Annotated in this window: 25 protein-coding genes and 1 pseudogene; 19 read left to right on the forward strand and 7 right to left on the reverse strand. The window is 62.4% G+C overall.

Annotated features, from left to right (window positions below; genetic code table 11):
* Positions 1–108 precede the first annotated feature (108 nt).
* From E4191_RS05975 to E4191_RS05990, 4 genes are all read right to left on the reverse strand, one after another.
* Positions 109–1,311: an MFS transporter gene (locus E4191_RS05975; RefSeq protein WP_176562638.1), complete on the reverse strand. Its 1,203-nt coding sequence runs from the start codon at positions 1,309–1,311 to the stop codon at positions 109–111.
* A 502-nt stretch (positions 1,312–1,813) separates the two neighbouring features.
* Positions 1,814–3,040, reverse strand: a complete 1,227-nt coding sequence (phnA, locus tag E4191_RS05980) for a phosphonoacetate hydrolase (protein ID WP_135312602.1) — start codon at positions 3,038–3,040, stop codon at positions 1,814–1,816.
* 11 nt (positions 3,041–3,051) lie between these two features.
* A complete protein-coding gene (locus E4191_RS05985; RefSeq protein ID WP_135312603.1) occupies positions 3,052–3,810 on the reverse strand; it encodes a GntR family transcriptional regulator in 759 nt (252 codons plus the stop codon).
* Positions 3,803–4,921 carry an alpha-D-ribose 1-methylphosphonate 5-triphosphate diphosphatase gene (locus E4191_RS05990; protein WP_135312604.1) on the reverse strand — a complete coding sequence of 373 codons (1,119 nt, stop codon included), beginning with the start codon at positions 4,919–4,921 and terminating at the stop codon, positions 3,803–3,805. Before E4191_RS05990 ends, E4191_RS05985 begins: the two co-directional genes overlap by 8 nt.
* Positions 4,922–5,015: 94 nt before the next feature.
* Between E4191_RS05990 and E4191_RS05995 the strand changes: the two genes are divergently transcribed.
* The 5 genes from E4191_RS05995 to E4191_RS06015 all read left to right on the forward strand — a co-directional run bounded on the left by E4191_RS05995 (position 5,016) and on the right by E4191_RS06015 (position 8,592).
* A complete protein-coding gene (locus tag E4191_RS05995) occupies positions 5,016–5,864 on the forward strand; it encodes a PhnD/SsuA/transferrin family substrate-binding protein (protein WP_135312605.1) in 849 nt (282 codons plus the stop codon).
* A gap of 46 nt (positions 5,865–5,910) precedes the next feature.
* A complete protein-coding gene (locus tag E4191_RS06000; protein ID WP_176562639.1) occupies positions 5,911–6,714 on the forward strand; it encodes a phosphonate ABC transporter ATP-binding protein in 804 nt (267 codons plus the stop codon).
* Positions 6,698–7,498 (forward strand): phosphonate ABC transporter, permease protein PhnE, encoded by an 801-nt coding sequence (gene phnE, locus E4191_RS06005; RefSeq protein WP_135312607.1) that lies wholly within the window; start codon positions 6,698–6,700, stop codon positions 7,496–7,498. Before E4191_RS06000 ends, phnE begins: the two co-directional genes overlap by 17 nt.
* Positions 7,499–7,538: 40 nt before the next feature.
* On the forward strand, positions 7,539–8,045 hold the full coding sequence (locus E4191_RS06010; RefSeq protein ID WP_228461593.1) for a DUF6220 domain-containing protein: 507 nt from the start codon (positions 7,539–7,541) through the stop codon (positions 8,043–8,045).
* A gap of 256 nt (positions 8,046–8,301) precedes the next feature.
* A complete protein-coding gene (locus E4191_RS06015) occupies positions 8,302–8,592 on the forward strand; it encodes a hypothetical protein (protein WP_135312608.1) in 291 nt (96 codons plus the stop codon).
* Between the two features lie 14 nt (positions 8,593–8,606).
* Here E4191_RS06015 and E4191_RS06020 read toward each other — a convergent pair whose 3' ends face one another.
* Both E4191_RS06020 and E4191_RS06025 read right to left on the reverse strand, forming a co-directional pair.
* The gene (locus tag E4191_RS06020; protein WP_176562640.1) at positions 8,607–9,539 is read right to left on the reverse strand and encodes a CAP domain-containing protein; all 933 of its coding nucleotides are present in this window, start codon (positions 9,537–9,539) and stop codon (positions 8,607–8,609) included.
* A gap of 293 nt (positions 9,540–9,832) precedes the next feature.
* Positions 9,833–10,708 carry an AraC family transcriptional regulator gene (locus E4191_RS06025; RefSeq protein ID WP_135312610.1) on the reverse strand — a complete coding sequence of 292 codons (876 nt, stop codon included), beginning with the start codon at positions 10,706–10,708 and terminating at the stop codon, positions 9,833–9,835.
* A 170-nt stretch (positions 10,709–10,878) separates the two neighbouring features.
* On the opposite strand from E4191_RS06025, the gene E4191_RS06030 reads away from it, so the two are divergent.
* Together E4191_RS06030 and E4191_RS06035 are read left to right on the forward strand one after the other, a co-directional pair.
* Positions 10,879–11,634, forward strand: a complete 756-nt coding sequence (locus tag E4191_RS06030; protein WP_135312611.1) for an SDR family NAD(P)-dependent oxidoreductase — start codon at positions 10,879–10,881, stop codon at positions 11,632–11,634.
* Positions 11,635–12,071: 437 nt separating this feature from the next.
* A complete protein-coding gene (locus E4191_RS06035; RefSeq protein WP_176562641.1) occupies positions 12,072–12,956 on the forward strand; it encodes a LysR family transcriptional regulator in 885 nt (294 codons plus the stop codon).
* Between the two features lie 72 nt (positions 12,957–13,028).
* Here E4191_RS06035 and E4191_RS06040 read toward each other — a convergent pair whose 3' ends face one another.
* Complete coding sequence (locus E4191_RS06040; RefSeq protein ID WP_135314345.1) at positions 13,029–13,592, reverse strand: glutathione S-transferase family protein; 564 nt, start codon at positions 13,590–13,592, stop codon at positions 13,029–13,031.
* Between the two features lie 71 nt (positions 13,593–13,663).
* On the opposite strand from E4191_RS06040, the pseudogene E4191_RS06045 reads away from it, so the two are divergent.
* The 12 genes and pseudogenes from E4191_RS06045 to E4191_RS24120 form a co-directional block, all read left to right on the forward strand.
* A pseudogene (locus E4191_RS06045) lies at positions 13,664–13,816 on the forward strand (HTH domain-containing protein); the annotation flags it as partial.
* A gap of 208 nt (positions 13,817–14,024) precedes the next feature.
* Positions 14,025–14,936 carry a LysR substrate-binding domain-containing protein gene (locus tag E4191_RS06050; protein ID WP_135312613.1) on the forward strand — a complete coding sequence of 304 codons (912 nt, stop codon included), beginning with the start codon at positions 14,025–14,027 and terminating at the stop codon, positions 14,934–14,936.
* 178 nt (positions 14,937–15,114) lie between these two features.
* Positions 15,115–16,473 (forward strand): NAD(P)H-dependent oxidoreductase, encoded by a 1,359-nt coding sequence (locus E4191_RS06055; protein ID WP_135312614.1) that lies wholly within the window; start codon positions 15,115–15,117, stop codon positions 16,471–16,473.
* Positions 16,470–16,763, forward strand: a complete 294-nt coding sequence (locus tag E4191_RS06060) for a putative quinol monooxygenase (protein WP_135312615.1) — start codon at positions 16,470–16,472, stop codon at positions 16,761–16,763. Before E4191_RS06055 ends, E4191_RS06060 begins: the two co-directional genes overlap by 4 nt.
* Positions 16,760–17,623, forward strand: a complete 864-nt coding sequence (locus E4191_RS06065) for an NAD(P)-dependent oxidoreductase (protein ID WP_135312616.1) — start codon at positions 16,760–16,762, stop codon at positions 17,621–17,623. Before E4191_RS06060 ends, E4191_RS06065 begins: the two co-directional genes overlap by 4 nt.
* A 38-nt stretch (positions 17,624–17,661) precedes the next feature.
* Complete coding sequence (locus tag E4191_RS06070) at positions 17,662–18,684, forward strand: DctP family TRAP transporter solute-binding subunit (protein WP_135312617.1); 1,023 nt, start codon at positions 17,662–17,664, stop codon at positions 18,682–18,684.
* Positions 18,685–18,738: 54 nt separating this feature from the next.
* Positions 18,739–19,224: a TRAP transporter small permease gene (locus E4191_RS06075; RefSeq protein ID WP_135312618.1), complete on the forward strand. Its 486-nt coding sequence runs from the start codon at positions 18,739–18,741 to the stop codon at positions 19,222–19,224.
* Positions 19,221–20,492 carry a TRAP transporter large permease gene (locus E4191_RS06080; RefSeq protein WP_135312619.1) on the forward strand — a complete coding sequence of 424 codons (1,272 nt, stop codon included), beginning with the start codon at positions 19,221–19,223 and terminating at the stop codon, positions 20,490–20,492. Before E4191_RS06075 ends, E4191_RS06080 begins: the two co-directional genes overlap by 4 nt.
* The gene (locus tag E4191_RS06085) at positions 20,489–20,977 is read left to right on the forward strand and encodes a gluconokinase (protein ID WP_135312620.1); all 489 of its coding nucleotides are present in this window, start codon (positions 20,489–20,491) and stop codon (positions 20,975–20,977) included. The genes E4191_RS06080 and E4191_RS06085 overlap by 4 nt, the downstream gene beginning before the upstream one ends.
* Positions 20,978–21,586: 609 nt before the next feature.
* The gene (locus E4191_RS23675) at positions 21,587–21,844 is read left to right on the forward strand and encodes a hypothetical protein (protein WP_176562642.1); all 258 of its coding nucleotides are present in this window, start codon (positions 21,587–21,589) and stop codon (positions 21,842–21,844) included.
* Positions 21,845–22,234: 390 nt separating this feature from the next.
* Positions 22,235–22,408, forward strand: coding sequence for a hypothetical protein (locus E4191_RS24115; RefSeq protein ID WP_228461595.1), 174 nt, complete (start codon positions 22,235–22,237; stop codon positions 22,406–22,408).
* 412 nt (positions 22,409–22,820) lie between these two features.
* Positions 22,821–22,967 carry a hypothetical protein gene (locus E4191_RS24120; protein ID WP_228461597.1) on the forward strand — a complete coding sequence of 49 codons (147 nt, stop codon included), beginning with the start codon at positions 22,821–22,823 and terminating at the stop codon, positions 22,965–22,967.
* Positions 22,968–24,703 lie beyond the last annotated feature (1,736 nt).

Here is a 24,703-nt window from a genome sequence, read left to right on the forward strand (position 1 = left end):
GCAGCTATTGGATGCCCAATCAGCCGCTGTGGGGCCACCTGCAAGTCCCACTGAGCCCGACCGAGGCAGTGAAGCGATGCAAGACGGCACGGGGAGGTTCACGGCGACCTATGCAGACATTCCATGCCTGACGGGTTTTGACCTCAGCGGCGGCACGATGCCGAGCCTCTCAAGGTGGCTGTGCAGCAGAAGGAGCGCCCCCAGGCCGGTCACGGAGACGACCAGGGCCGCACCAACCGCCCAGGTCATCGAATACGCAGCGGCGACCCAGGCAAAGAGGAACGGCGCCGACGCCCCAAGCACATTGCGGATTGCCGCCAGCCGGCCCAGCCGAAGCCCCAGCCCCGAGGCTCCGAAAAGGGCGACGGGGACGGCCCCCCGCACGATGCTGGAAAGCCCGGCGCCAGCGCCAAGAATGGCCGCAAAGGCGAAAGCGAGAAGTGAAGCCGGGCCGGGAAGAAGCAAGAGAAGGATCGCCGCAAGGATCGCTGCGGCAGAGAGGATGGCAACAAACAGCGGATGCCTGTTGCGCCATACCGTCGCATCCATGACGCGGACGACAACCTGCGCCGGGCCCATCACCATGGCTGCGATATAGGCGGCCTCGCCGATGTCCAGGGATCGCAGGATCTCGACCAGATGCACGGTGACGGCTGACACCGCCATGCCGGTCAGCGCAAAGCCCACCGCCAACAGCTGAAACGCGCGCCGGGCGACGGTCGGGCTCATGACCGGCGGTGATGATGGTTTCTGCAGGGAGGTGTCGACCGATGATGTCGAGCCCCCTGACACGGGCACCGCCATCGTCCAGTAATGGAGGCCAGCACAGAGGCAATGAGAGGCGGCGAAGATGAGCTGCGTTCCGCGCCAGCCGACAGCCTCGATCAGAAACCCGCTGAGGGGCCAGAAGATTGTCGATGCGAACCCTGCAATGAGGGTCAGCCGGGTGATGGATTTGCGGGTGTCGGCCGGGTGCTTCTGCGCCAGCATGGCGAAGGCCGCGTCATAAAGGACGGCAAAGCTGAGAAGCTCGACCAGGATCGTCAGCGCACCGAAGGTCCAGATGCCCGGGGCGAACGCCAGCAACGTCAGAAGCAGCGCCATGCTGAGGCTTCCTGCCGTCATGACCCGCGCCGCGCCCACCCGATCCAGCAGGCCGCCCAAGGCGGGCGCCGCGAACCCACCCAGCAGAAGACCGACCGAGAAGAGGCCGAACAGAAATGGCTCTGCCACCCCGAATTCTTGCGCGACAGCGGGGGCGAGGATCGGAAACGCGTAATAGATCGATCCGTAGCCGATGATCTGCGTCACCCCAAGTGCTGCGACAAGGGGAAGAGGGCGGGGTGAAATCACACGCATCGGACATCGGTCCCATTCGATAGGGGCTGGGATTCCGGTGATTTGTCTTGAGGCGCTACCGGTCCTGTCACTGAGCGGCGCATGCATCGGCTGGCCGACCGATAACGGACCAGCCGCCGGGCCGTGCCGAAAGACGTGAAGCGCGCATTGCTAACTGTCACCAATGCGCGGCTTAATCCGGCGTCGCCGCCTCTCCGCATGGTGGCCGTCGCGCGAAAGTGCATCCATGGCAGAGAGGCGTATAGTGGCTGCACAGGAACGGCGGGGTAAATCAGATCACACCGGTCTTGGTCCCCATGCGCAAGAGACCGAACGCCGACGCCGTAACGGAGGCATGACGGCGACTTGTTCGCCAGCCGTTCACAGCAGCGGATTGCGGTTGTCACCGCCATTCGATCAATCCTCCAGATAGGTTGCCCCACGCCCATTCCTGTCGCACCACGAGCACTGACTGTCAGACCATGCCGACTGCGGTGATCCACGCATCGTAGTTGCGCAATGTCGTCGAATTCTGATGCGAACCCATCGGGCCATTTACGATAAACGGCACGACCTGTTCATCGAGTCCGCCGTGAGAGCGCAGCGGAACGTCGAGGCCTGTTAGGTCGTGCTCCTCCTCCGCCGTGCCAATCGCCTTGCCGGCGACGCAGGTCACGACGAGATCGCCGATGCGGTCTGCGGGCAGATCAAACCTGGCGCATGCTTCACGACGCGTGAGCACCTGATCCATGCCCTCGATCCTAGCCAGAGCGTCGGCGACGACGACAGGATCGACATCCGAAGGCACATGGATCGTTGCAAAAGCTCCCAGTGCGCCGTGATGGGCGACATAGGGGTCGGTGATCGGCAGGATGACCCTCGCCCTGCCGTGTCCCAAAAGGCCTTCCAACAGCGGATTGAGGTAGATGACGTCAGGACGCCCATCGGGCGTATGCTTGGCCTTCATGCCGTGATCGGCGGTCAGCACCAGGCGAATATTCTGAGCGACAAGCCGGGCAATCGCGTCATCGACCTCTGCCATGAATGCGTTGGCTTCCGCCGTTCCCGGGGCGTGCTTGTGCTGGATATAGTCCGACGTAGACAGATAGAGGATGTCCGGACGGCTTTCCTCCATAAGCTTCACCCCCGCTTTCAGCACGAAGATCGACAGATCTCCCGAGTATACGGCGGGAACCGGCAGTCCAAGCCAGTTCGCGGCATCATCCAGACCGTTGATCGCGCCCACCGCCATGTCCGCTTTTTCCGCCGAGAAGCAGATGGCACCGGCGGCGCAATCCAGCCCCGCACCCAGCAACTCGCGCAACTTGTCCTTGGCGGTCACCACGGCAACCTTTGCCCCTGCCTTCTGAAAGCCGGCGAAGATGGTCGGTGCGCGCAGGAACTCGACCGAGTTCATCATGACCGCCTCGCCGGTTTGGGGATTGAGGAAGAAATTGCCGCAAATGCCGTGGACCGAAGACGGTGCGCCGGTCGCGATGGACAGGTTGTTCGGGTTCGTGAAACTCGGCATGGCCGAACGCGCCAGTGTCCGCGTTCCACCGGCGATGACCTTGGCCAACGCGGGCATGACTCCGGCGTCGATCGCTTCGTCAATATAGTCAGGCTCGCAGCCATCGAGGCAGATCACCACAGCGGGCTTTTGCGGCATCGCATAGTCGCGGTCGTTAATTTGGATCGTCATGTCATGGTCCCTTAGTTTGCGATTTTCAGAACAAGCTCCACGGCTGTCAGCGGCCATGTTCCCCGGTTGAATTCAATGAGAGCCCCGTCGCGCGCGGCGTTGATCGCCACGCTGCGCAGAACAGGGGTATCAGGTGTCAGGCGCAGTGCCTCGGCCTCGGCCAGCGTCGCGAAGCCTCCACTGACCCGGGTTTCGGCGCGGCGGTAATCTTCAATTCCATGAGCGACATAGGCATCGCGGACGGATTGTCCCGGCGCGTAGGCCGCATCAAAGTCAGGAAAAATGGCCTCTGGGAAGGTCTTGTCGCTGAAATAGACGGGCGCATCGTCAACCATCCGGACGCGCGACAGACGGATCACCGGTGCGTCGGGCGCCAGTCCAAGTGCTTGTCCCTCTTCGGCATCCGCGATCTGCCGCGAGACCGAAAGCGTCTGTGTGCTGACCTTCGCACCGGGTGCGAGCCCGTCTGCAAAGCGCTTGCCGTGATCGACACGGTAGGTCAGCGGGATCGGCCGGACAAAGATGCCAACCCCCTTGCGGGCCTGTAGGAGGCCCTCTTGCTGAAGTCGCGTCAGCGCGCGGCGCATAGTCACGCGCGTCACGCCAAACGCATCGGCCATCTGATGTTCGCCGGGAAGGCGGTCGGCCAAGCGCCGGTCAAGACAGGCCGCTTTTATCCGGTCTGCAATCTGCTGCCAGATCGAGGCTTCGGTGCGCGCTTCGAACGGCGCATCGGCCAGTTCGGCGATGACGGCAGCTGTGTCAGTCAATCTGAAGCTTCCTTTCCCCTGCGATAAAAACGGCCCGAACGCGTCGGGTGGCGGGACAAACGGCGATGATGTCGGCCCGGAGCCCTGTTTCGATCCGACCGCGATCGGACAGCCCTGCAGCCTCGGCTGCCGATGCCGAAACACAATCCCAGGAAGACGCAAATGACTGTCCATGATCAGCCAGCACAAATGCCGCCCGAAGCTGCGCCGGGTAGTAGTAGTCCGAGGCGAGAACGGTCCCCAAACCCATCGCAATTGCCGGGCCTGCATCGACCGCTTTATTGTGGCTGCCGCCGCGCAGCACGTTCGGCGCGCCGAAGACCACGTGCTCGCCCAAACGACGCGCCTCGATGGCGGTGTCTTGGCTCATCGGAAATTCTGAGACTTTGATCCCAAGTGCGCGGTTCTCTTCGCGCATCGCTGGCGACGTTTCGTCATGCGCGAACATGGGCATCCCGGCTGTTTGCGCCGCTGTGATCATCCGCATCACGGCATCCGGAACCTCAACCGCGCGCTCTGCCATCGCGGCAAGGCGGGTGACGCAATCGTCAGGCGTGAGGCCACTGCGCTCGGCCATGCGGACGATCTTGCGCGCCGAGGGTGGCAGGCCGAGATGGGCCAGGGTGTGATCATTCAGCGAAAATACACATCCCGAGAGCTGCGCGAACCAGCTTGCAACTTCGTCCGCGGCGTCCACCGCGAAGCTCTCCCATCGAAAGTTGATGCGGGTGTCGCAAGAGAGCTGCGCAGTTTGCAGCGCCTCGACGAAGGCGCCTGCCGTGGCAACGCTGCGCAAACCAGGTTCCCAGCTGATGGTCAGGCCGTGAAAGGCGGTGGTGATGCCGTTCGCAAGCATCTGCCGGTCCGCCTCTTCCAAGGCCAACGGCAGGGGGAAAGTCACGCCGGGCCGCGGCATCACGATGCGCTCGACCGCGTCGCCGTGGACATCCACGATGCCAGGTAAAATCCACAGGCCGCGCGCATTGAAGATCTGAGGGGCAGTTGCCTCTTGTGCGATGACGCCACCTGACAGGTGCAGGTCACCCTGTTTGAGCATGCCGTCACGCAGAACGGTCCCGCCGCTCAATATCCAGTTCGCCGCATCAAGCATCGCCGTCTCCGTCAGTCATACGCATGTCATGCGAACCGTCTATCAGGCGTTTGTGACATCGCTGTGTATACAGCAATCCCCTTGGAGAAAAGCTATGATCCGCTCAGCCCTGACCGCCGCCACTTTGTTTCTGGCAACCCCAGCCCTCGCAGAGACCGTCCGCTTTGCCGTCACCGACATCGACGGGATGGAGACGATGGAACAGGAATTCGGAGCTTTCGAAGCCGCGCTGGAAGCCGCGACCGGATATGATGTCGAATTGTTCCCGGTGTCGTCTCGAACCGCCGCCGTAGAAGCGATCAATCAAGAGCAGGTCGACCTGATTTTGACCGGACCCGCCGAATACGTCGTCATCAAAGAGCTGACCGCCCCCGAAATCGTCGCGGCCTGGCAGCGCCCCAACTATTATGCCCAGATCGTCACCCTCGCGAAGGGAGACGTGCGCAGCGTCGAGGACCTGCGCGGCGAGCGCGTCACCTTCGGGGCAGTCGGATCCACGTCCCAGCATATCGGGCCGGCCCAGGTCCTTGCCGACCTTGGGCTTGAATACGCCACCGACTACCAGCCCGAGATCATTTCCCGCAACGTCGCCATCGAGGCGCTGGTGCGCGGCGATGTCGCCGCTGTCGGGATGAGCGAGGCGCATCTGCAATCCATCCGCGACGCATTTCCGGACCAGGCCTTCACGGTCATCGCCCGTGGCCGCGATCTGCCCAACGACGTGCTGCTTGCCCGCAGCGGGATCGATGCCGACATGCTGGCAAAGCTGCGCGATGTCTTCCAAACTCAGGGCGCAGACCTGATGGCCGCAATCCTGCAAGGCGACGACAACAAGAAATACGAGGGCGGCTTCTTTCTGACAGACGTCGCCGACAGCGACTATGACTACGTCCGCGCCATGTATGCGACGGTCGGCGTCGATATGGCCCAGTTCATCGAGTGACCGGATGCGGGGCCGCAAGGCCCCGCTGACCCGTTGGGGAAGCACCATGCTTGATCATCTGCCAGAACTGCCGATCTGCGCCGACGTGAAGACAGCGGTCGTCATCAGCACGCGCGGGCTTTGCAAGACCTATCCAAACGGGCGGGAGGTGCTGAAGGGCATCGACCTGACCGTCCGCCAGGGCGAACGCGTCGCCCTCATCGGCTCGAACGGTTGTGGAAAGTCCACGCTGCTACGCTGCCTCATCGGGCTGCATGACGTGACCAAGGGCGAGGTCACCACGTTGGACGAAACATTCTCGGGCGTCCCGTCCTCAGCGCAGCGGTCAAGACTGAGGCGGCAGACAGGGTTCGTGTTTCAAAAACACTGCCTTGTCCGCCGCCGCACGGTGCTGTCCAACGTGGTGCATGGAATGCTGTCCGAACCGGGAAACTGGCGCGGGTTCGCTCAATGCCTGGCACCAGAGGCATGGCGACGCGCAGCACTGGGTGCGCTGGACAAGGTCAATCTGGCCGACCGGGCAAATGCCCGTGCAGATGCCCTGTCCGGCGGACAGCAGCAGCGTGTCGCGATCGCCCGCGCACTGGTTCGCCGACCGCGCCTTCTTATCGCGGACGAGCCTGCGGCCAGCCTCGATCCGGTCTCTGGCCATGATGTCATGGCCCTGTTTACACGCCTGTGCGCTGATCATGACATCACGATGCTCTTCACCTCCCACGACATGGCGCATGTCCGCGATTACGCCGACCGGATCGTTGCCGTAAAGGCAGGGCGCATCCTGTTCGACAAGCCCGCGGCCACCACCACAGATTCCGATCTCGAGGAGACATTCCGTGTCGAGAACCGCTGAGCTGCCCTCCCGCCTTCCGCGCCCGTCGCCCGTTACCTTTGCGCTGTCGATCGCCGCCGCAGCCCTTGTGATCGTGTCCATTGGTCAGGTTGCCCCTTCGGTCGGGCAGATGGCCGAAGGGGTTCCGAACCTGGTCAACCTGGTCTCGCGAATGGCTCCTCCAAACACGGATCCAGCGTTCCTTCAGCGTATTTTCTGGCGCATCCTCGAAACCTTCCAGATCGCGCTGGCCGGGGCGGTCATTGGCATCGTCATCAGCCTTCCGATTGCGTGGATCTCTGCACGGGGCGTTGGTCCGCTTGGCAATGTTGGCGCTTTTCTTACCAAAGCCTTTGTGTCGTTCCTGCGCACAGTGCCGGATCTGGTCTGGGCGCTGCTGTTCGTAGCGACGGTCGGGCTCGGTGCCGTGGCGGGCACCATGACCATCGTCGTCGACACCATCGGCTTTTGCGGGCGCTTCTTTGCCGAAGCGATGGAAGACAGCGAAAAAGAGCCTCAGGAGGCGCTCTCGGCGATCGGCGGCAACCGTCTCTCGATCCTTTTCGGAGCAATTATCCCGGATGTCATGCCGTCGCTTGTCAACTCTTCACTGTTCGCGCTGGAGAAAGCCGTGCGGTCGTCGGTCGTCCTTGGCCTTGTTGGCGCTGGTGGGATCGGTCAGGAACTGAAGGTGGCGTTCGACATGTTCCAGTATCGCAACGCCTCGACCATCATTCTGGTCATCTTCGTAATCGTTCTTGGAATGGAATGGATGACGGATCGCCTTCGCCGCAAGTTGCAATAACTGGCATTCAGGGCGTGAGAGCAGCCCGGTCCTGCCAGCATTGGACGCAGCCATTTTGCAGATGTCATCTGCCCTGATTTCAGGCCCGATGGGGAGAAGACCGGGGGCTACCACATCGTCCGGGCTGCTCTGTCCGGCCACTCGGTATCATATCGCTGCCCGTCTGGGCGCAGGCACGCCCCTGTGGTTCACCCTGGCAGCGAGCGCTCTGCCCGTTGGCATCTTCATCCAGTTCCTTAGCGCCGGAACCGCGCTGTTTCGCGACGCAGAGATGTGGGCGCTGCACGGCGCCATGGGAGGCGCATTGGCCGTTCCTGTCCTCGTCCTTGCCGGTGGGGCAGCTTTCGTCATCCGGCTGCGCGGCTTCGGCTGGTGGGCGGGGCTGACCCTTGCGCTTTACCTTGCGCAAGTCGCGCCGGCCGCCGGGGCGAACCCGCTGCCTCTGTCCCTTCATCCACTCAACGCCGCCCTGCTGCTGACCGCCAGCCTGACCCTGCTTGCCAAGGTCGAGCGTCGTTGCGCCCGACACCATCCGGATGGAGCCTGATCCCGGGCCCGGTCGACGGGCACCAAACCGAAGGGTGTGTCATGCAACCGGGTGTCGTCACGACAAACCGACCAGTCGGCGCGAGGGGCCGGCGACCCAGCGCTGCAAGACCGAAAGGCCATTTTTGCCGCAGAACCCGATGCCACCCGTCCAAAGCTGTGCGATGTCGCAACTTGCAGCCGTGCCTTGCGTTCAAAGGCGGATCCGGAGCCTTCTCCCCGAGGAACACCCCGCATTTTGCCCAGCGAGGTGACTGATGATCAATCCGTTTAAATTTCGACCAGAGACCCCGGACGCCGCTGCCGAGCCGGACGCACAGAAGCTTGACGGCGGCACCGGAGATTGGCAGGGCAACTGGCTTTCCAACGTCATGGCCTGGGGCAGCCGGGTCTTTCTTCCGTCCTGGTGCGATACCCCCGAGCACTGGACGTCCCGCCTCATGCAGTATTTTCAGACGTCCTGTCCCTGCTGCCTGTTCTTCAGGGGCATAGTGTTCGGGCTACCCCTCGGACTGGGGATCGGGATGGCATTCGGCCTTCTCTTCTGACACGGCACGCGGTGCTACTTCCCCCCGAACAGTGCCACAGCCGTCAACCGCCCGTCGCCTGCAGCCTTTGCGGCGAAGCCGAGGTGAGACGCAGTCGAGCCGCCCAGAATATCGCCTTGGGTCGCGGCCTGCGTCCAGTCCGAGATGATCGTGGAAAGATCCTCTTCGGTGACGGAGGCACCGGATCCTCCGATCGTCGCCGATTGCACGCTCAGGCTGGTCCAGCCCGTCGACCCCTCTGGCAGCAGATCGAAGATGTTCCCGGGAAGCTCTGCTGTCTCTTGTGCCAGATGCTCCAGAACACGTGCCGCGGCCTCGTCCAGATCGACTTCTTGCTCGAGCGGCGCCAGGCTGGCGTCAGTGCGGGCATCGTTGATCTGCTGAACCGCGGTTTCGGCAATGTCTCCGGGGCCGAGAGCCGGACCGGCGCCCGCCTCATCCGCGCCGGGGCCGGAAAACGTTTGAACCGCGTAGACAGTGCTGCCCACGCCGGCGATCCCAAAGCCGAAACTGTTAAAGCCTTCTGACAGGATGTTCTCGCGATGCCCCGGGCTCTGCATCCAGCCGTCGTGGAAGGCGTCCACGCGATCGACGTCCGGCGGTGCGGCGCAGCCGGTGCAGGTGGCGATGTTTTCGCCGCTGACGGCCCAGCTGTTGCCGCCCGTGGCGAGGAAGCGGTCGAACGGTGTCTCCCCTTCCGGCGAAACATGGTCATAGTAGTCACGCTCCAGCATGTCTGCGGCATGACTCTGCGCCGCGTCATCCAGCACGTCGCTACGCGTGAGGGCACCAAGGTCCGCGTCCTCGCGAGAGGCGTTGGTTCGCTCCAATGCGGCCTCTCGCAGTTCGGCCAACTCGTCCGCTTCCTGCGAAAGGGCGGGTGAGGCCAGAGGCCAGGTAAAGACGTTGACAAGGATGATGGGGGTCAGCTTTGGATGGCGTAGCAAGGCGGTTTCTCCTGTTGTCCGATGGACGAACGGTGCGCGGCAGGCAGGGTTGCACCGGAAGCGTGCCACTTTCTAAGATGCGCCTCGTATCCGTCGCTCTCGCGCCACTTGGGAATGCCGCGAGACCGGCAAGTGCGCCTGCGCCGAGGCCGGTCCCGGGAAGCTGCACTGCACCATCGAACGGAGGCCGACGGGCGGCTATGGGCTAAATTCTCTTACCGCCTTAGTATAGCACTCATTTCGACGGACTTGGCAGCAATGCTGTGCTTCTTGGTCCTCGTTAGCCATGCACCTCACGCGCTGATCCGGGCCTCCCGCATATCCCGACCTGGTGGAGAGCCGAACAGGCGGGCATAATCGCGCGTGAACTGCGGAACGCTCTCATATCCGACGGCATGGGCGGCATGGCCGATCGCGGCCCCCCGCGCCAGCATCAGGCGGCGGGCCTCGATGAGCCGCAACTGCTTCTGGAACTGCAAGGGCGAGAGGGTGGTGATCACGCGGAAATGCTGGTGGAAGGAGGATTCGCTCATCCCGGCCAGCTCGGCCAGATCGGTGACGCGCAGGGTGTTTGCGTAATCCCGGCGGATCAGGGCGACTGCGCGGGCGATACTATGGGCATAACTGTCGACCGCACCAAGCGCCCGGATCGCGGCGCCATGACGGCCTGTCAGCAGCCAGTAATGCATCTCGCGCAGAAGGGCCTCGCCCAAGACCGGCTGCGCGGTGGGCCGGTCCAGAAGGCGCATCAGCCGCAGGGCGGCATCCGTCACATCCGGATCGGCAGGCTCGATCCTGACCGGGGCCCTGTCGCTGGCACCCAGATCCGCCTCCACCGCAAGTTCGCGCAACAGGGCCGGGTCCAGTTCCAGCGCCAACGCGTAATAGGGGGCTGCGGGGCTCGCCTCGATGATCTCGCTGACCGTGGGCACATCGGCGGTGATCACCAGCGCCTCTCCCGCGCCATAGTCGAAGCGGGTCGTGCCCATCGTCACCCGCTTGCGACCCTGAAGACAGATCGCGACGAGCGGCTTTTGCACAGCCACCTGCAATTCGCCGGGCGAGAGCTGACGCACCACGCCCAGCCCACGAAACGGGGTCGGTGCGAGACCGAAGCGGTCGGCGTAGGCGTCAGCGTGGCGGCGGACAAGGGAAAGAAGGCTGGGCATCAACGGACTCCAAGGACGAGACTTACAGTATCTGGCAAGCATGACCCCTTTTAAACAAGCCGTTGCGCAGAATTTCATCGAAATAGGCAAGAGAGGCCGAGGAACAGGCAACATAAGTCAGCCGTCATGCCCCATCTTCTTTCTCATCCACTGAAGAGAAGGAACAAGACATGAGCAAGATCGCACTGGTCACCGGCGCCAACCGGGGCCTTGGCCGCAACACCGCCCTGTCCATCGCCCGCCGTGGCGGCGATGTCATCGTCGCCTATCGCGGCAATGCCGCCCAAGCCAATGAGGTCGTCAGGGACATTGACGCGCTTGGCTGCAAGGCCGTGGCGCTTCAGCTTGATGTGTCGAAGCTGTCGGAACTCCCGTCCTTTGCCGAGGCGCTGCAGCGCTGCTTGCAGGATGTCTGGGGGCGCGACAGCTTTGACCATCTGGTGAATAACGCCGGGCATGGCGAGTTCACCCCCTTTGCCGAGACCACCGAGGCGCAGTTCGACGGGCTGTTCAACGTCCATGTGAAAGGGGTCTATTTCCTGACCCAGGCCTTGGTGCCGCTGATCGCGGATGGCGGGCGGATCGTGAATTTCTCGACCGGACTGACGCGATTTTCGGCAGAGGGTTTCTCGGCTTATGCTGCGGCCAAGGGGGCTGTGGAAGTGCTGACGCGCTATCTTGCGAAAGAGCTCGGGCCCCGTGGCATTGCGGTCAACACCGTGGCTCCTGGCGCCATCGAGACGGATTTCGGGGGCGGGATCGTGCGCGACAATGCCGATGTGAACGCGCTTTACGCGGGAATGACAGCGCTCGGCCGCGTGGGCCTGCCCGACGATATCGGCCCGATGGTGGCGAGCCTGCTGTCTGACGACAATCGGTGGGTCACGGGGCAGCGGATCGAGGTCTCGGGCGGTCAGGCGATCTGAAAGCACGGTCCCGGGTCAGCGCGGCAAAGCGCTGGCCTGCCTTCACCCCATCGCAGGCTGCTGCGCGGAGGGCTGCCTGTCTCCTTGAAATAGCCTCCTCGCCAGAAGATATGGCGACGTTGCGGGTCGACAGCCTTGGCGCCGCCGGTAAGCACCTCATCCCGAACCTGCACCGCGCTCTGGGAGAGCACCATTCGAGCTTGGTGCTGGTGGGTGACCCACTGTGCCTGTCAACCGGTGTCCGGATGGCGGAAACCACGCTGACAAGATCCTGTTGAAGACCGACGTCCGTCCGAGCGCGTAGAACTCCTCTTCAGACAGTCCATTCATCGGTCCTAGTCGCAAAACTGGAAGCATGTCATCCCCATCTGTTCCTTGATGAAAGGATGGAGCAAGCTGCACGCTCGGAATACGCCGTATTGTGCAGGACATTTTTCATGAATGACAAACTGTCTTGGGCGGATCTGGAGGTTTTCTTCCATGTTGCCGAAAGCGGGGGCCTGAGTGCGGCCGGGCGGTTGACGGGGCTCAGCCCTCCCACCGTCGGGCGCCGCATGCTCGCTTTGGAGCAGCGCGCGGGACAGGCCTTGTTCCATCGGTCACAGACCGGATACAGCCTGACCCCGGCGGGAAAGGCGCTGCATGACCGGGTCCGCGTCATGCATTCCTGTTCAATTCCGGTGCAGGAAATCCTGCACGCGCGACGAGAAACGCCATTGATCCGCCTGTCTGCAGGCACGGCGACGGCGCATTTTCTAGCTGACAAATTCAGCCTGCTGAACCGATCCAGCGACGGCTTCCGGCTGAACTTCGTGACGACGGAAGCGGTGCTGGACATCGCGCATCGGGAAGTCGATCTGGGTATCCGCAATCGTCCCGCCGAGGGAGGCAATCTGGCCTCGCTCAGATTGGGCATCCTGCGTTTCGCCCCTTACCGGAGTTGGAGCGTCGGCAACCCCGATCTGCTGGGGTGGGTGGGGATCGATCCGGCCCATGCCAAACATGCCGCGGTCCGATGGCTGCACGATCAGGGACATGGGATCAGCGTTCTGGCAAATTCGATCGCCACGGTTCATGAGCTTGTAAGGTCTGGCGCAGGCATCGGTGTCATGCCCTGCATGATCGGAGATTGTGATCCGTCGCTGGCGCGTATCGGCCCGATCATCGAGGAGCTGACTGAACAGCAGTATCTGGTGATGCATGACGACGACCGCCACAGAGCCCCGATACGCCGGCTGATCGAGCGATTGACGAAGATCTATCAGGACAACGGCCCCTTGTTGGCCGGAGACCGCCCCATGCGGGGAAATGCATCCGCATAACTGTCGCAGCAGGGTCTGATCATCGCGCCGTGCCAAGGCCCCGTCCACACTGCCGGGGCCTTGGCACGGACATCATGGCTGCATGCGTCGCGCACACCGGGCGACCCAATCCCGGATCGCCGGTGCCTCGGGCATGAGGTCCGGAAACCAGTGAAACGGCGAACTGCACAGCATGTCCGCCGCAGTGAACCGATCCCCCAGCAGATATGGCCCCGGATCAAGCGCCTCGGTCAACCGCGCCGTCATCGTGTCGATGTCGCGGAGCGAGGCGGTGATCGCGGCATGGCTCAATTGCGCCCAGTGCAGCAGGATCAGCGGCTCCATCACGCCCTGATAGTAGAACAGCCACGACAGATAGGCGCCGCGTCCCACTTCGCCGGGCAAAGGGCCGAGCCTGGCGTTTGGATAGGCGTCGGTCAGATACACGATGATCGCACCTCGCTCGCGCAGCGTCTCGGTGCCATCGACAAGATAGGGGACCTTCTTCTCCGGGTGCGGGTTTGTCGGGTCCGGCTGGCCGGAACCATCCTGGCGCGGGATCGAGACCTCGCGGATCTCGACATTGGCCTCCAGCATCCGGACAAGGGTTGCGATGGTGTCGGAACGCGATTGTGGCGCATGACAAAGAACGGGCATCACGGATTTCCTTCAGATCTGGATGCGTCTTACATAGCTTGGGGCTCCTGACAGAACGAGGCAGCATCAAGATGGCACGACAGGACAGGCTGATGCGCCTCATGACCGCGCTGCGACGGCTGCCCGCCCCGGTGACTGCCGCGCGGCTGGCCGAGGAGACCGAGATCTCGCGCCGGCAGCTTTATCGCGACATTGCGACGCTTCGGGCCGGCGGTGGCTCAATAGGTGCGAAGGTAGTCCGGTGCTGCCCGGTGCCCGCGTCCGCAGCGAACCGGCAACGAGGCTCGACCAACCCTACCCTTTATTTCGCGCAGTTCGGCTAAAGGAATTGCAATCCTCCGCGTTGCCACGTGGAGGCGTAATGATCGCCCACTGGACAGTCCTGACCAAAGGTCCACAATCGGTTTGATCAGCGTTTCACCACAGGCCTCCATGCAACCATTTCGCGCCATAGCCGTCTTCTACCATGTCGCGCGGCTCAACTCGATCGTAGGGGCGGCGGCGCAGCTGAACGTGACGCCTTCAGCCGTCAGCCAGCAACTCAAGGCGCTGGAGGAACAGATCGGCACGGCACTGATCACGCGGCGCGGGCGCAATGTCGGGCTGACCGAGGCCGGTGAGCGGTATTTCGAGATGATCTCGGACAAGGTCGAGGGGATAATGCGCGCGACCGACGCAATGCAGGGGCGTCAGCAGCAGGCGACGCTGATCATCCGCGCGACGCCGACGATTTCTTCAAAATGGCTACTCCCACGGCTGACGCGCTTCATGGAAAGGATGCCGGACACGAACCTGCGGATTGATGGCACCAACGAGCCGGTGGACTTCGCCCGCGACAATGTGGACCTGGAGATCCGGCACGGACTGGGTGGGTGGCCGGGCCTTTATACCGAACCGCTGACCGAGGAACGCTTTGTGCCCGTCTGCGCGCCGGACCTGGCCGGCGCGGCGTCACTGTCGGCGGCCGACCTGCTGCGCCTGCCGCGCATCCGATCGGTCAAGGCGCAGGTTCAATGGCAGGCCTGGGCCGAGGCGCAGGAGTTGGGGGCGGTCGCCGAGGCACGGCTGTCCTTCGACCGTTCGCATATGGCGATCGACGCGGCCTGTCTGGGCCATGGCGTTGCGCTGGAAAGCGAACTGATGATCGAAGCGGAACTGGCGGCGGGGCGGCTTGTCGTGCCAGTTGCGCAGACGCCGCTGTTGCAGGTGGCAACGCAATGGCTGGTCTGTCCACGTTCCAATCTGCGGCGTCACCGAGTGACACGCTTGATCGAATGGCTGCGAGAGGAGGCAGCCGAGTGGAGGCAGACCAGCCCAGCGAACAGCTTAGAATATCTTAAATGACAAAAAGAAAGAGTAATTTCTCTTTTTACCCGCGTCCATCCTAACATGGCTGCAATGGGGGAGGAGCCCAAGGATCGATCGTAGGGGCCCGGCGCGTGGCGCATGGGTCCATGCTCGGCCCGCTGCCCGTCCCCCGTCCAGCCATATGCGCAGAAGCGCCGACAGAGGACGATCCGACATGAGCCTTTCATCCATGCTTGCGAAGCGCCACGAAGCAGGCCGCCCGATCCGGGTCGGTTTGATCGGGGCAGGAAAATTCGGCTCGATGGTGCTGGCACAGGCGCGCAAGATTCCCGGTTATCACATCGTCGCAGTGGCTGATCTGGACGTAGGCAAGGTTCGTGGGTCGCTGGCCCGGACGGGCTGGGAAGACGAAGAATATTCCGCGACCTCCTTCGGCGACGCGATGGACAGCGGGCGGACCTTCGTCACCGACGACGCAGCGGCACTGTGCGCCTTCGACGGGATCGAGTGCATCATCGAAGCGACCGGCCATCCGCTTGCCGGAGTGCGCCACGCCATCATGGCGATCGACGCGAGCAAGCATATCGTGATGGTCAACGTCGAGGCCGACGTGATGTGCGGCCCGATCCTCGCACAGCGTGCGCGCCAGAAAGGCGTCGTATATTCCATGGCCTATGGCGATCAGCCGGCCTTTTGCTGCGAGCTGGTGGACTGGGTCCGCTCGTCGGGGTTTGAGTTAGTATCGGCCGGCAAGGGAATGAATTTCCGCCCGCCCTATCGCTACTCCACCCCGGACACGGTCTGGAGCTATTTCGGCTGGTCGGATGAATTCGTGGCCGCGGGTGATTTCAATCCCAAGATGTATAACTCGTTCACCGACGGCACCAAGGCCGCAATCGAGATGGCGGCAGTCGCTAACGGGACGGGATTGGATTGCCCCGATGACGGTCTGGCTTTCTATCCGGCAGGGTTGCAGGATCTTGCACAGGTTTTCAAACCGGAAGCTGATGGCGGCAGGCTGCCGCGCGCGGGTCTGACGGACATTGCAGCCAGCCGGGAGCCGGATGGGCGCGTGGTGATGAACAACATCCAATACGGCATGTTCGTGACCTTCCGCGCCCCCGACGAATACACGCGCCAGTGCTTTGCGCAATACGGCCTGCTGACGGATGACAGCGGCTGGTATGGCTCGATGTGGCGGCCCTTCCATCTGATCGGGCTGGAAACGTCCGTCTCGGTTCTCTCGGCCTGCCTGCGCGGCGAGCCCACGGGCACGGCGGTCGAGTTCCGCGGCGACGCCGTGGCGACGGCAAAGAGCAACCTGAAGGCTGGCGACTGGCTTGATGGCGAGGGTGGCTTTGCGACCTGGGCCAAGGCCGTTCCGGCGACGCTGTCGACGCGGATCAATGCGCTGCCCATTGGGCTGGCACACAAGGTCAAACTGAAGCGGGATGTGCCGCAGGACCAGATTGTGACCTTCGACGATGTCGACATGGTCGATGATCTGGACGTGGTCGAGGTCCGCCAGGAACAGCAGCGCACGATGGCGCCCGAGCAGGTCCGCGCGGCATGAGCTATGTGGTGCTGCCATCCTTCGAGGTCGAGGAAGGCAATTTGGATGCCTTCCTGACTGCTGCACAGGCTGATGCGTTCGCCTCGCTGGCGGATGAGCCCAACTGCCTGCAGTTCGACATCGCGGTGGACCGCACCAGTTCGCCAGTGCGGGTCATCTTTTACGAGGTCTATACCGACCGCGCCGCGTTCGACCGGCATCTTGAGACGCCGCATCTGGCGGCCTTTCGCGACAGCCTGCATCTTTGCACCGAGGGGCCGGTCCAGTTTCTCAAGCGGGTCGCATCATGACGGTCGCGTTCTTCGGGACCGGACTGATGGGCGCGCCGATGTGCCGCAATCTCGTGGCGTCGGGCGCGGAGGTCCGCGCTTGGAACCGCAGCGCGGACAAGGCGCAGGCCACGGGCGCTTGGGTGGCCGCGACGCCCATCAACGCGGCGGATGGCGCGGTGGCCTGCATTGTGATGCTGTCGGACGGTCCCGCCTGCCGGGATGTGCTGTTCGAACAGGGCACCGCCGCACGGCTGAAACCGGGGGCGCTGCTGATCGTGATGTCTTCGATCAGCCATCCCGAGGCACTGGAATTTGCGACCATCGCCACGGGAATGGGCCTGCGCTGGATCGATGCGCCCGTATCAGGCGGCACGCCCGCAGCCGAGGCCGGCACGCTGTCGATCATGGCAGGAGGGATGGCCGCGGACATCGAAGCCGCCCACCCCCTGTTGGAGCCCCTGGGCCGGGTCGTCCATATCGGCCCACCCGGCACCGGCGCCCTCACCAAGCTGATTAACCAGATCACCGTCGCCAGCACCATCGCCACCGTGGCCGAGGCCATGATTCTGGCCGAGGCGGGTGGAGCCGATCCGGCTCGTGTCCGCGAGGCGCTGATGGGTGGCTTTGCGGCGTCGCGTATCATGGAACTGCACGGCCAGCGCATGATCGAGCGCAACTTCGTGCCCGGTGGGCCTGCGCGCTACCAGGTGAAGGACACCACGGCCGCGCGGCAGGTGGCCATGGGCCTGGGGCTGGAATTGCCGGTTTTGAACCTTGCGCATCAGCTTTTCACGGACCTCATCGCTCATGGAGGGGGCGATCTGGACCACGCCGCGCTGCTGCTGGAATTGCGGCGCCGCAACGGACTGACGGACTGACAAGGGCATTCGCCCGCAACACTTGGGGAGGAGACGACATGACTTTCACCACAACCCGCCGCGCCCTGACGCGCAGCCTGGCCGCGATGGCCCTCATTGGCACGGCCTTGACGACGCTGCCGGGAGCAGCCTTGGCCGAGGTTTCACTTCGGCTTGCAGTGCCGGACCCCGCCACCAGCTCGGTCGGGCGCGCGGCGACGCGGTTTTCCGAATTGGTCGCCGAGAAGACCGAGGGCGAGGTCACGATCGAGGTCTTTCCGGATGGCGTCCTGTTCGGGGGAGATCAGAATGCCGCGATCAACCAGCTTGGCTCGGGTGCGCTGGACGGCCTGATCCTGGCCAGTTCAGTCTATGCCTCGTTCGAACCGCGGATGAACGCCATCTCGCTGCCCTATCTTTTCGAGGATTACGACCAGCTTCAGGCCTATTTGGGCGGTGAACCCGGCGACGAGCTGAAAGGCTCTCTGGACCGGCTCAGCATCCACGGCCTTGGCTTCTTCCTGCGGACGTTCCGCAACGTGACCACGCGCGAGACCCCGATCACCACGGCCGAGGACTTCAGCGGCCTGACCCTGCGCACGCCGAACAACACGCTGTTCGTCGCGCTGTTTGAGGCGCTCGGCGCGAACCCGACGCCGATGGCCTTTTCGGAAGTCTATTCGGCGCTGCAACTGCGCGCCATCGACGGACAGGAAAACCCGGTCGAGGTGCCGCTGAACAATCGCTTCTCCGAGGTGCAGGGGCACCTGAACATGACCCGGCACGTCGCTGACAGCTTTCTGCTGGCCTTGTCTGACAGCGCTTGGCAACGCATCCCCGAGGACGACCGCGCCGCCGTTCAAGAAGCAGCCGACGAGATGATTGCCGAACATGACGCCGAAGAGATCGCGGCCGAACAGGACATCATCGCCCAACTGCAAGAGCAGGGGATGCAGGTCAACGAATTCGCCGAGGGCGAGTTGGCCCGCGTGCAGGAGATCGCACGTGGCATCTATCCTCAGTTCGAAGAGCAGATCGGCGCCGAGTTCATGACAAGAAGTCTGGAGTTCGTCCAGCAGTAACAGCATTTTGCCCGCCGCACCTTGTGCGGCGGGAGCATCAGGGGGAGGGATGGGATGACTGGACTGGACAGACTGATCTGGCGCGCCGTGGATGTTGTGATCCTGGTCGCGGTGTTGGGAATGGTAGCGCTGATCTCTTTGCAGGTCGGCTCGCGCCTAGCTAGCATCTCGGTGCCTTGGACCGAAGAGTTGTCGCGTTTCTTGTTCATATGGACGATCTGGATGGGGCTTGCAGCCTCGTTCCGCACCGGGGCGCACCCATCGCTGCAGCTGATCCCCGAGACCGCGCCACGCCTATTGCTGTTGATCATGCGCATTGCTCAGGTTCTGGCCTGCGTCACGTTGTTCACGGTTGTCGGCTGGCACGGCTGGTCGCTTCTGAACCAGCAGATCCGCTTCGGTGAGCAATCCCCGATCCTGCAGGTCGGCATGTGGTGGGCGACGTTGCCGCTGGTCTTGGGCTCGGGCCTTGCGATCCTTGGGGCGTTGCTGGACAGCCTGCGCCCCTTGTCCCCACCCCCGACGGAGTCCGCGCCATGAGCCTCACGCTTCTTGCCGTCTTCTTCACCCTTGCCATCCTTGGCGTGCCCCTGTCGGTGGCGCTCGGCCTCGGAACGCTGTCGGTCCTGTGGTGGTTCGAGCTGCCAATCAGCATGATCACGCAGCGCATGGCCACGTCGATTAACTCGTTCCTGCTGATCGCCGTGCCGCTGTTCATCATGGCTGGCCTGATCATGGAACGCGGCGGTCTGTCCGAGCGAATATTCGACGCTGCGCAATCCCTGATCGGCCGCTTCCGCGGCGGGCTCGGACAGGTCAACATCGCCTCGTCCTTCGTCTTCGGCGGCATCTCGGGATCATCAGTGGCCGATATCGCAAGCCTCGGGCCGATCACGATCCGCTCGATGACCTCTCGCGGCTATCCGCTGGACTATTCAGCCGCGCTGACGCTGATCACCGCCACGCTCGCCACATTGGTGCCACCCTCGATCCTGATCATCATCGCGGCCTCGGCTGCGGGGCTTTCGGTCGGGGGCGCGCTGGCCGGCGGGCTTGGTCCGGGCATCCTTCTGGCGGTAGCGCTGGCGCTTTACAACTACTGGATCTCTCGTCGGAATGGCTATGGTGCGCGGATGGCCTGGGACGGGCGACAGGCGGTCCGGGCGCTGCTGCGCGCCGCGCCCTCGGTTGGCGCGCCGATCATCATCCTGACGGGCATGTTCTCGGGCATCGTCACGCCGACCGAGGCGGCGGGTCTTGCCGTCCTCTATACGCTGCTGATCGCGGGGCTGGTCCATCGTGAGATCGGCTGGCGCGACATGCTGGAGCTGGCGATTGGGGCGGGGCGGACCGCCGGAGCAGTTCTGCTGATCCTGATGGTCGCCAGCGCTGCGACCTATATCTTCACCATCGATCAGCTGCCGCGGAAGGCGTCCTCCCTTCTGGCCTTCTTCGACGCCTCGGGCTTCATGGTGCTGATCCTGATGGGCATCGTCTTCCTGATCGTCGGGATGCTGATGGACATCGTCGCCGCCGCGCTGATGCTGATCCCGGTTCTGTTGCCCGCAGCCGTGCAGGCTGGCGTCGATCCGATGCATTTCCTCGTGTTCATGAGCGCGGCGCTCGCCGTGGGTCTCGCCTCGCCGCCCGTGGGGACCTGCTTGTTTGCGACTGCCTACGTCGCCCGCCTGCCGATGCAGGCGCTGGTCCGCGCAGCGCTGCCGTTCTACGTCATCAACATCATCGTGCTGGTGATCGTCGCGGCCCTGCCTCAGATCGTCCTGTGGCCGGTATGGCTGCTGACATGACAGGCGTCGCCTATGTCGTGATGGGCGTCTCAGGCTGTGGCAAAAGCACGGTTGGTCGGGCGCTCGCTGCGCGGCTAAACCTGGACTTTCGCGATGGTGACGAACTGCACCCACCGGCGAATATCGCGAAAATGGTCCGTGGAGAGCCCTTGGCGGATGTCGATCGTGAGCCGTGGTTGCGCGAGGTTGGTGCTGAGCTTCGACCCGGCACCGTCATGGCGTGCTCGGCCCTTCGCCGCCGTTACCGCGACCTGTTGCGTGAGGTTGCGCCGGGAGATGTGCTGTTCATCTACCTGCACGGCACGCGAGAAACCCTGATAGAGCGAATGCGCCGCCGCAATGGCCACTTCATGCCTATCGCTCTTTTTGACAGCCAAGTAGCGACGCTGGAAGAGCCGGGACGGGATGAACGGCATCTCAGAGTTGGCATCGCGCCGCCGACGGCAGAAATCGTGGAGGCGATCGTTTCATTAGTTGGAAAATAGCGACCTGTTCAGCCGAGAAGGCTGCAGAAACTGTCGACGTCCGGTTTGGGGAAGCTGCATCGCAGCAGCTGATATGGGCTGCCCGACTACTTTGGGCCGTTCTGTGGCAAAGATGTTTACCTCGTCACCTTGAAGCATAGGCGGGCGAAGGTGGCGAGCACCACTGTCCCGCCCGCACCAGCATTCGGTCGGATTAGGGCCAAGCGATGACCTGATTAAGGGTATAGGCGTGGAATAGCATTAGGTCAGCCGCCGTCCTGCTCCGATGGCCCCGGCCGTGACACCCATGATCCGAGCCGGAACCGGCCCGGCGAGGCTGGGTGCATCCGCGAAGGGATGATCCAGATAAGGATGCGGACCGATTGGCGCCATGTGTCCAGCATGTCGTGATACCCGTAAGCATAAATCGGATCGCGGCAACTGTCGCCCACGACAGCGACGGGCAGGCCTGCCGCGCGCAGTTCGGAAAGGCAACACTTTCCGCTAGGGTGTAACACACGGCTTCTTGCACACCATGATGCCGGAGACGATCGTGGCATCTTATTCTCCGAGCGACCTCTCACTTGCTGCGCTTTAGAAACGTCGAAGTAGCAACAAGAGGTGAATGAAATGGTTGAATTGGTAAGAGACATCAGGCTGATCCGGATCTTGCAATGGCGGTCCATGGTGCAAAATTTTTCCATCATGGGGGCGATTTTCCTCGCCGGGGGATTGTATCGTCTTTCAGAGGATGACTGGACCTTCAGCAGACTGACCGCAATCTATCTTCCGATCGGGATTGCACTTCTGGCCGCAGCACTACGGCTCCTCGTGCGCGGACCGATCATCTATGTTGACAAGGACGGTGTAACTGAAAACGACGTTTAGACACGTAATTGACTTTCATTGCCGCGCCCGAATGGGCGCGGCCTTTTGATGATATGGGCTTTTGTGAGCGCACCGGTCAGGTGCCATTCGTTCGACGCCCGTCGAGGGAGGGATCCTTCAGTCCATCACCACGGCGGTCAGCGCGGCGCGGTCGCGTCAATAGGTGCGGTAGATCGCCGCCGTCCTGTGCGTCACAGGCGGCATGATCTGGTGCCTCCAGATGGCCGCCAGCAACGATCATTCCATGGTCGGGGCACATGCTCACCTCAACCTCGTGGGATGGGCCACGATGGCGCTCTTTGGTCTCTACTATCGAGTGACGCCCCAGGCCGCGGGGGGGGCTGGCTGCCGCGCGTTCATGCAGGTCTCGCGATACTGGGGGTCGCGATCATGGTCCCGGGCATCGCCTTGGCCACGACCGGCGGCTCGCCCGGTGTGGCAATCGCGGGCTCGTTCCTGACTTTCGGCTCTATGGCGGTGTTCCGTTTCACTGTGGTCCGCCACGGCTTTGGCGATGGCTTAAAGCTTCGGCACGGCGCTGCGGCCTTCACCCCGGCGGAATGACAGGGGTTCATCGGACCCGCCGGGCACACGTCGCATGCCGGGTGGGTCCAGGCGACGACGATAACAGCGGCCTTGCGTAACAATCATCAGGAGAGGCCTCATGCCTTCCATGCTCTCGATGGAGAACCCGGTCTTCGTGGCCTACGCCATCGGGGCTGTGCTCATGATATACAAGTTTATGGGTCAGGGCTGGATGACGGTGGTGCTCATGCTGAGGACCGACGCAGGCCTGCTAAACCCAGAGGACCTCCGGCCTTCGCCTGCCACTCGGTCCCCTCGTCCACAGCATCTTGACCCGCACCCCGCAGTCGAGCGCTCCGCCGCGTGCCCCGCAACGATCCGGACAATCTACCGGCCGTCTGGTGTGCAGGCTGCTCGTCTGCTTTGGAACAGGACACCAAACGGCAAACTGATGACCGTCATCGTTGTTCAGTCGACACAAGATAGGCAGAAAGCGCCCGGCTGTAACTTCGGCAAACTCAAAGCATCCCCTCTGGACTGCAAGCGGGAAAACTCGACAAATGCGGCTCCCTTTATCCTTGAGGGCGCGGCATTATGATTATCTGGCTGGGGTATTTATCGCGCTCCGGCCATTCATCGAACGCAGCTTGAAACGCTTTGGGAGGCTGTTCCTCAGCCGCAGCATCAGGTGGCGGCACGCTTACACCCAACACTACAGCCTGAGCCATCAACCGCTCGTATAATACGCGATACTGCGTATTGTGCATATATGCCGAGAGGGCGGATAGGATTAGCCGCAAATCCCCTGCTGAGACAGTAGGGCGAACGTCAGATTCGAGAAACTTACGAGGCATATTGTTTGCTCTTTATGCTAAGTTTCTATCCCAATTTTATGATTAAGATTCGTGATCAATTATCACTTAACATTTAATATGTGTTTCTATCCAGATGAAAAACTTGGTCGAATATCGCCCTCCGCGTGCAATCCGCCGCTTCGATTGTATCAAGCAACGTCGTAAGAATGGGACTTTCGCAAATCGAAATAGGAACTTGCAGGTTGTGGTGATCGCGTAATAGCGACGCGCAACCGTAAATCACGCTTTTAATAAAATTTGGCTTAGCCTAAGAAGCCAGCAATTCGCCTGCTACAACAGGCTCAAGCGCACAAATCGTGCCGGGGGGGCTTAAAAGTCCTGTGGGAACTGGCCTCGGTGGCAAGTGACTGGGGGGCTCAGCACTACAAGCCAAAGCGATTCCTGATACAGATGAACCTATGGTTCGCTCAGTAGGTTTGGTGCCAGTTTGCGTTACTTTCCGTATGGATGGGACGGAAACATAGAGCAAGTCTCGGCAGGGTGCGAAGTAGCTTGGGAAACCAACTCGGCAGACATCACGGCACAGTTTGCCCAACTTTCCGCGATGTGCATCCCGGGAGGCATTTCTGCCGCCAGGGCGTCCTAAGAGCGTTCCTCAGCCGAAATGACTGGCTACCACAGGGCGCTGTCGGGAATGATAAAGCTTTCCCGGAGCTATGGGCATTCTTGATATTTTAAGAGGTCAGGCATCACGTGAAATGCTGTCGGCGAGGATGCCGCTGCCGGGGGGCGCTGTAACGGAAAAGGAGTTCTGAGACATAAAAACCCCTCTCTCAAATGCTTGGCAAAAGAGAGCAGCGGGAGAAGGAAATACGTCGGGTCCTCCGCCGACAAACTCGTGCCTGGTGAAGTATCCCATTCAAAAAGGTCAGCGCCCTCTTCTATGAAGCACAGTCCCTCGGCAGGTCGCAGCTTTGGCTTTTGGGCAGGTGCGCAGGTTCACCTTGCCAGTAACCGGGGGCGCGACTGGAACTTTGCTGGCGCCCGCTGCCGAAGGGCTGCCCGCGGGCACATTATTTGGAATTGTGGTCGTCTGCGCCAGACTGGCGGATGCCAGACTGCAAGCCGAGACCAGCGCGGTCACGAGCAGCCGAAACATAGGTTTTCCTTTCTGTTGATGAGCAAGCATGCGCTCGAATCGGGGCAATACCAAGCGCAAAATAAAGGCGCCATATCTCATATGAAGGGTGGCCTTTTCTGCCGCCCAATACCGGCAAGCCCATCATGCACGTTGCACTTGCCGCTTATGTCTTAGGCGTGACCGCAGCCTAAGCCGGCATCGCAGTGGGCACCGTGCAGAGCACCTTTGGCCTTTTTGCCTTCACTCTTGACGTCAGGGGCGTTGTTGTGTGCCAGACGCAAGGCGCGCGAATACGCGACTATGGTCTTGGCGCAGTGGGACGTCTGGCGGGCGGCGGTATGGCTGACCCAGATCCAATAATGGTGCCAGGTTCTGAGG

Origin of the sequence: Paracoccus liaowanqingii (assembly GCF_004683865.2) — a bacterium.
Classification (GTDB): domain Bacteria; phylum Pseudomonadota; class Alphaproteobacteria; order Rhodobacterales; family Rhodobacteraceae; genus Paracoccus; species Paracoccus liaowanqingii.

Coding starts and splice junctions, on each gene's coding strand:
- phnA (WP_135312602.1), bottom strand. CDS start 3,040: ATGACGATCCAAATTAACGACCGCGACTATGCGATGCCGCAAAAGCCC.
- E4191_RS05990 (WP_135312604.1), bottom strand. CDS start 4,921: ATGCTTGATGCGGCGAACTGGATATTGAGCGGCGGGACCGTTCTGCGT.
- E4191_RS05995 (WP_135312605.1), top strand. CDS start 5,016: ATGATCCGCTCAGCCCTGACCGCCGCCACTTTGTTTCTGGCAACCCCA.
- E4191_RS06000 (WP_176562639.1), top strand. CDS start 5,911: ATGCTTGATCATCTGCCAGAACTGCCGATCTGCGCCGACGTGAAGACA.
- E4191_RS06015 (WP_135312608.1), top strand. CDS start 8,302: ATGATCAATCCGTTTAAATTTCGACCAGAGACCCCGGACGCCGCTGCC.
- E4191_RS06025 (WP_135312610.1), bottom strand. CDS start 10,708: ATGCCCAGCCTTCTTTCCCTTGTCCGCCGCCACGCTGACGCCTACGCC.
- E4191_RS06030 (WP_135312611.1), top strand. CDS start 10,879: ATGAGCAAGATCGCACTGGTCACCGGCGCCAACCGGGGCCTTGGCCGC.
- E4191_RS06035 (WP_176562641.1), top strand. CDS start 12,072: ATGAATGACAAACTGTCTTGGGCGGATCTGGAGGTTTTCTTCCATGTT.
- E4191_RS06040 (WP_135314345.1), bottom strand. CDS start 13,592: ATGCCCGTTCTTTGTCATGCGCCACAATCGCGTTCCGACACCATCGCA.
- E4191_RS06050 (WP_135312613.1), top strand. CDS start 14,025: ATGCAACCATTTCGCGCCATAGCCGTCTTCTACCATGTCGCGCGGCTC.
- E4191_RS06055 (WP_135312614.1), top strand. CDS start 15,115: ATGAGCCTTTCATCCATGCTTGCGAAGCGCCACGAAGCAGGCCGCCCG.
- E4191_RS06060 (WP_135312615.1), top strand. CDS start 16,470: ATGAGCTATGTGGTGCTGCCATCCTTCGAGGTCGAGGAAGGCAATTTG.
- E4191_RS06065 (WP_135312616.1), top strand. CDS start 16,760: ATGACGGTCGCGTTCTTCGGGACCGGACTGATGGGCGCGCCGATGTGC.
- E4191_RS06070 (WP_135312617.1), top strand. CDS start 17,662: ATGACTTTCACCACAACCCGCCGCGCCCTGACGCGCAGCCTGGCCGCG.
- E4191_RS06075 (WP_135312618.1), top strand. CDS start 18,739: ATGACTGGACTGGACAGACTGATCTGGCGCGCCGTGGATGTTGTGATC.
- E4191_RS06080 (WP_135312619.1), top strand. CDS start 19,221: ATGAGCCTCACGCTTCTTGCCGTCTTCTTCACCCTTGCCATCCTTGGC.
- E4191_RS06085 (WP_135312620.1), top strand. CDS start 20,489: ATGACAGGCGTCGCCTATGTCGTGATGGGCGTCTCAGGCTGTGGCAAA.
- E4191_RS23675 (WP_176562642.1), top strand. CDS start 21,587: ATGGTTGAATTGGTAAGAGACATCAGGCTGATCCGGATCTTGCAATGG.
- E4191_RS24115 (WP_228461595.1), top strand. CDS start 22,235: ATGGTCCCGGGCATCGCCTTGGCCACGACCGGCGGCTCGCCCGGTGTG.
- E4191_RS24120 (WP_228461597.1), top strand. CDS start 22,821: ATGACCGTCATCGTTGTTCAGTCGACACAAGATAGGCAGAAAGCGCCC.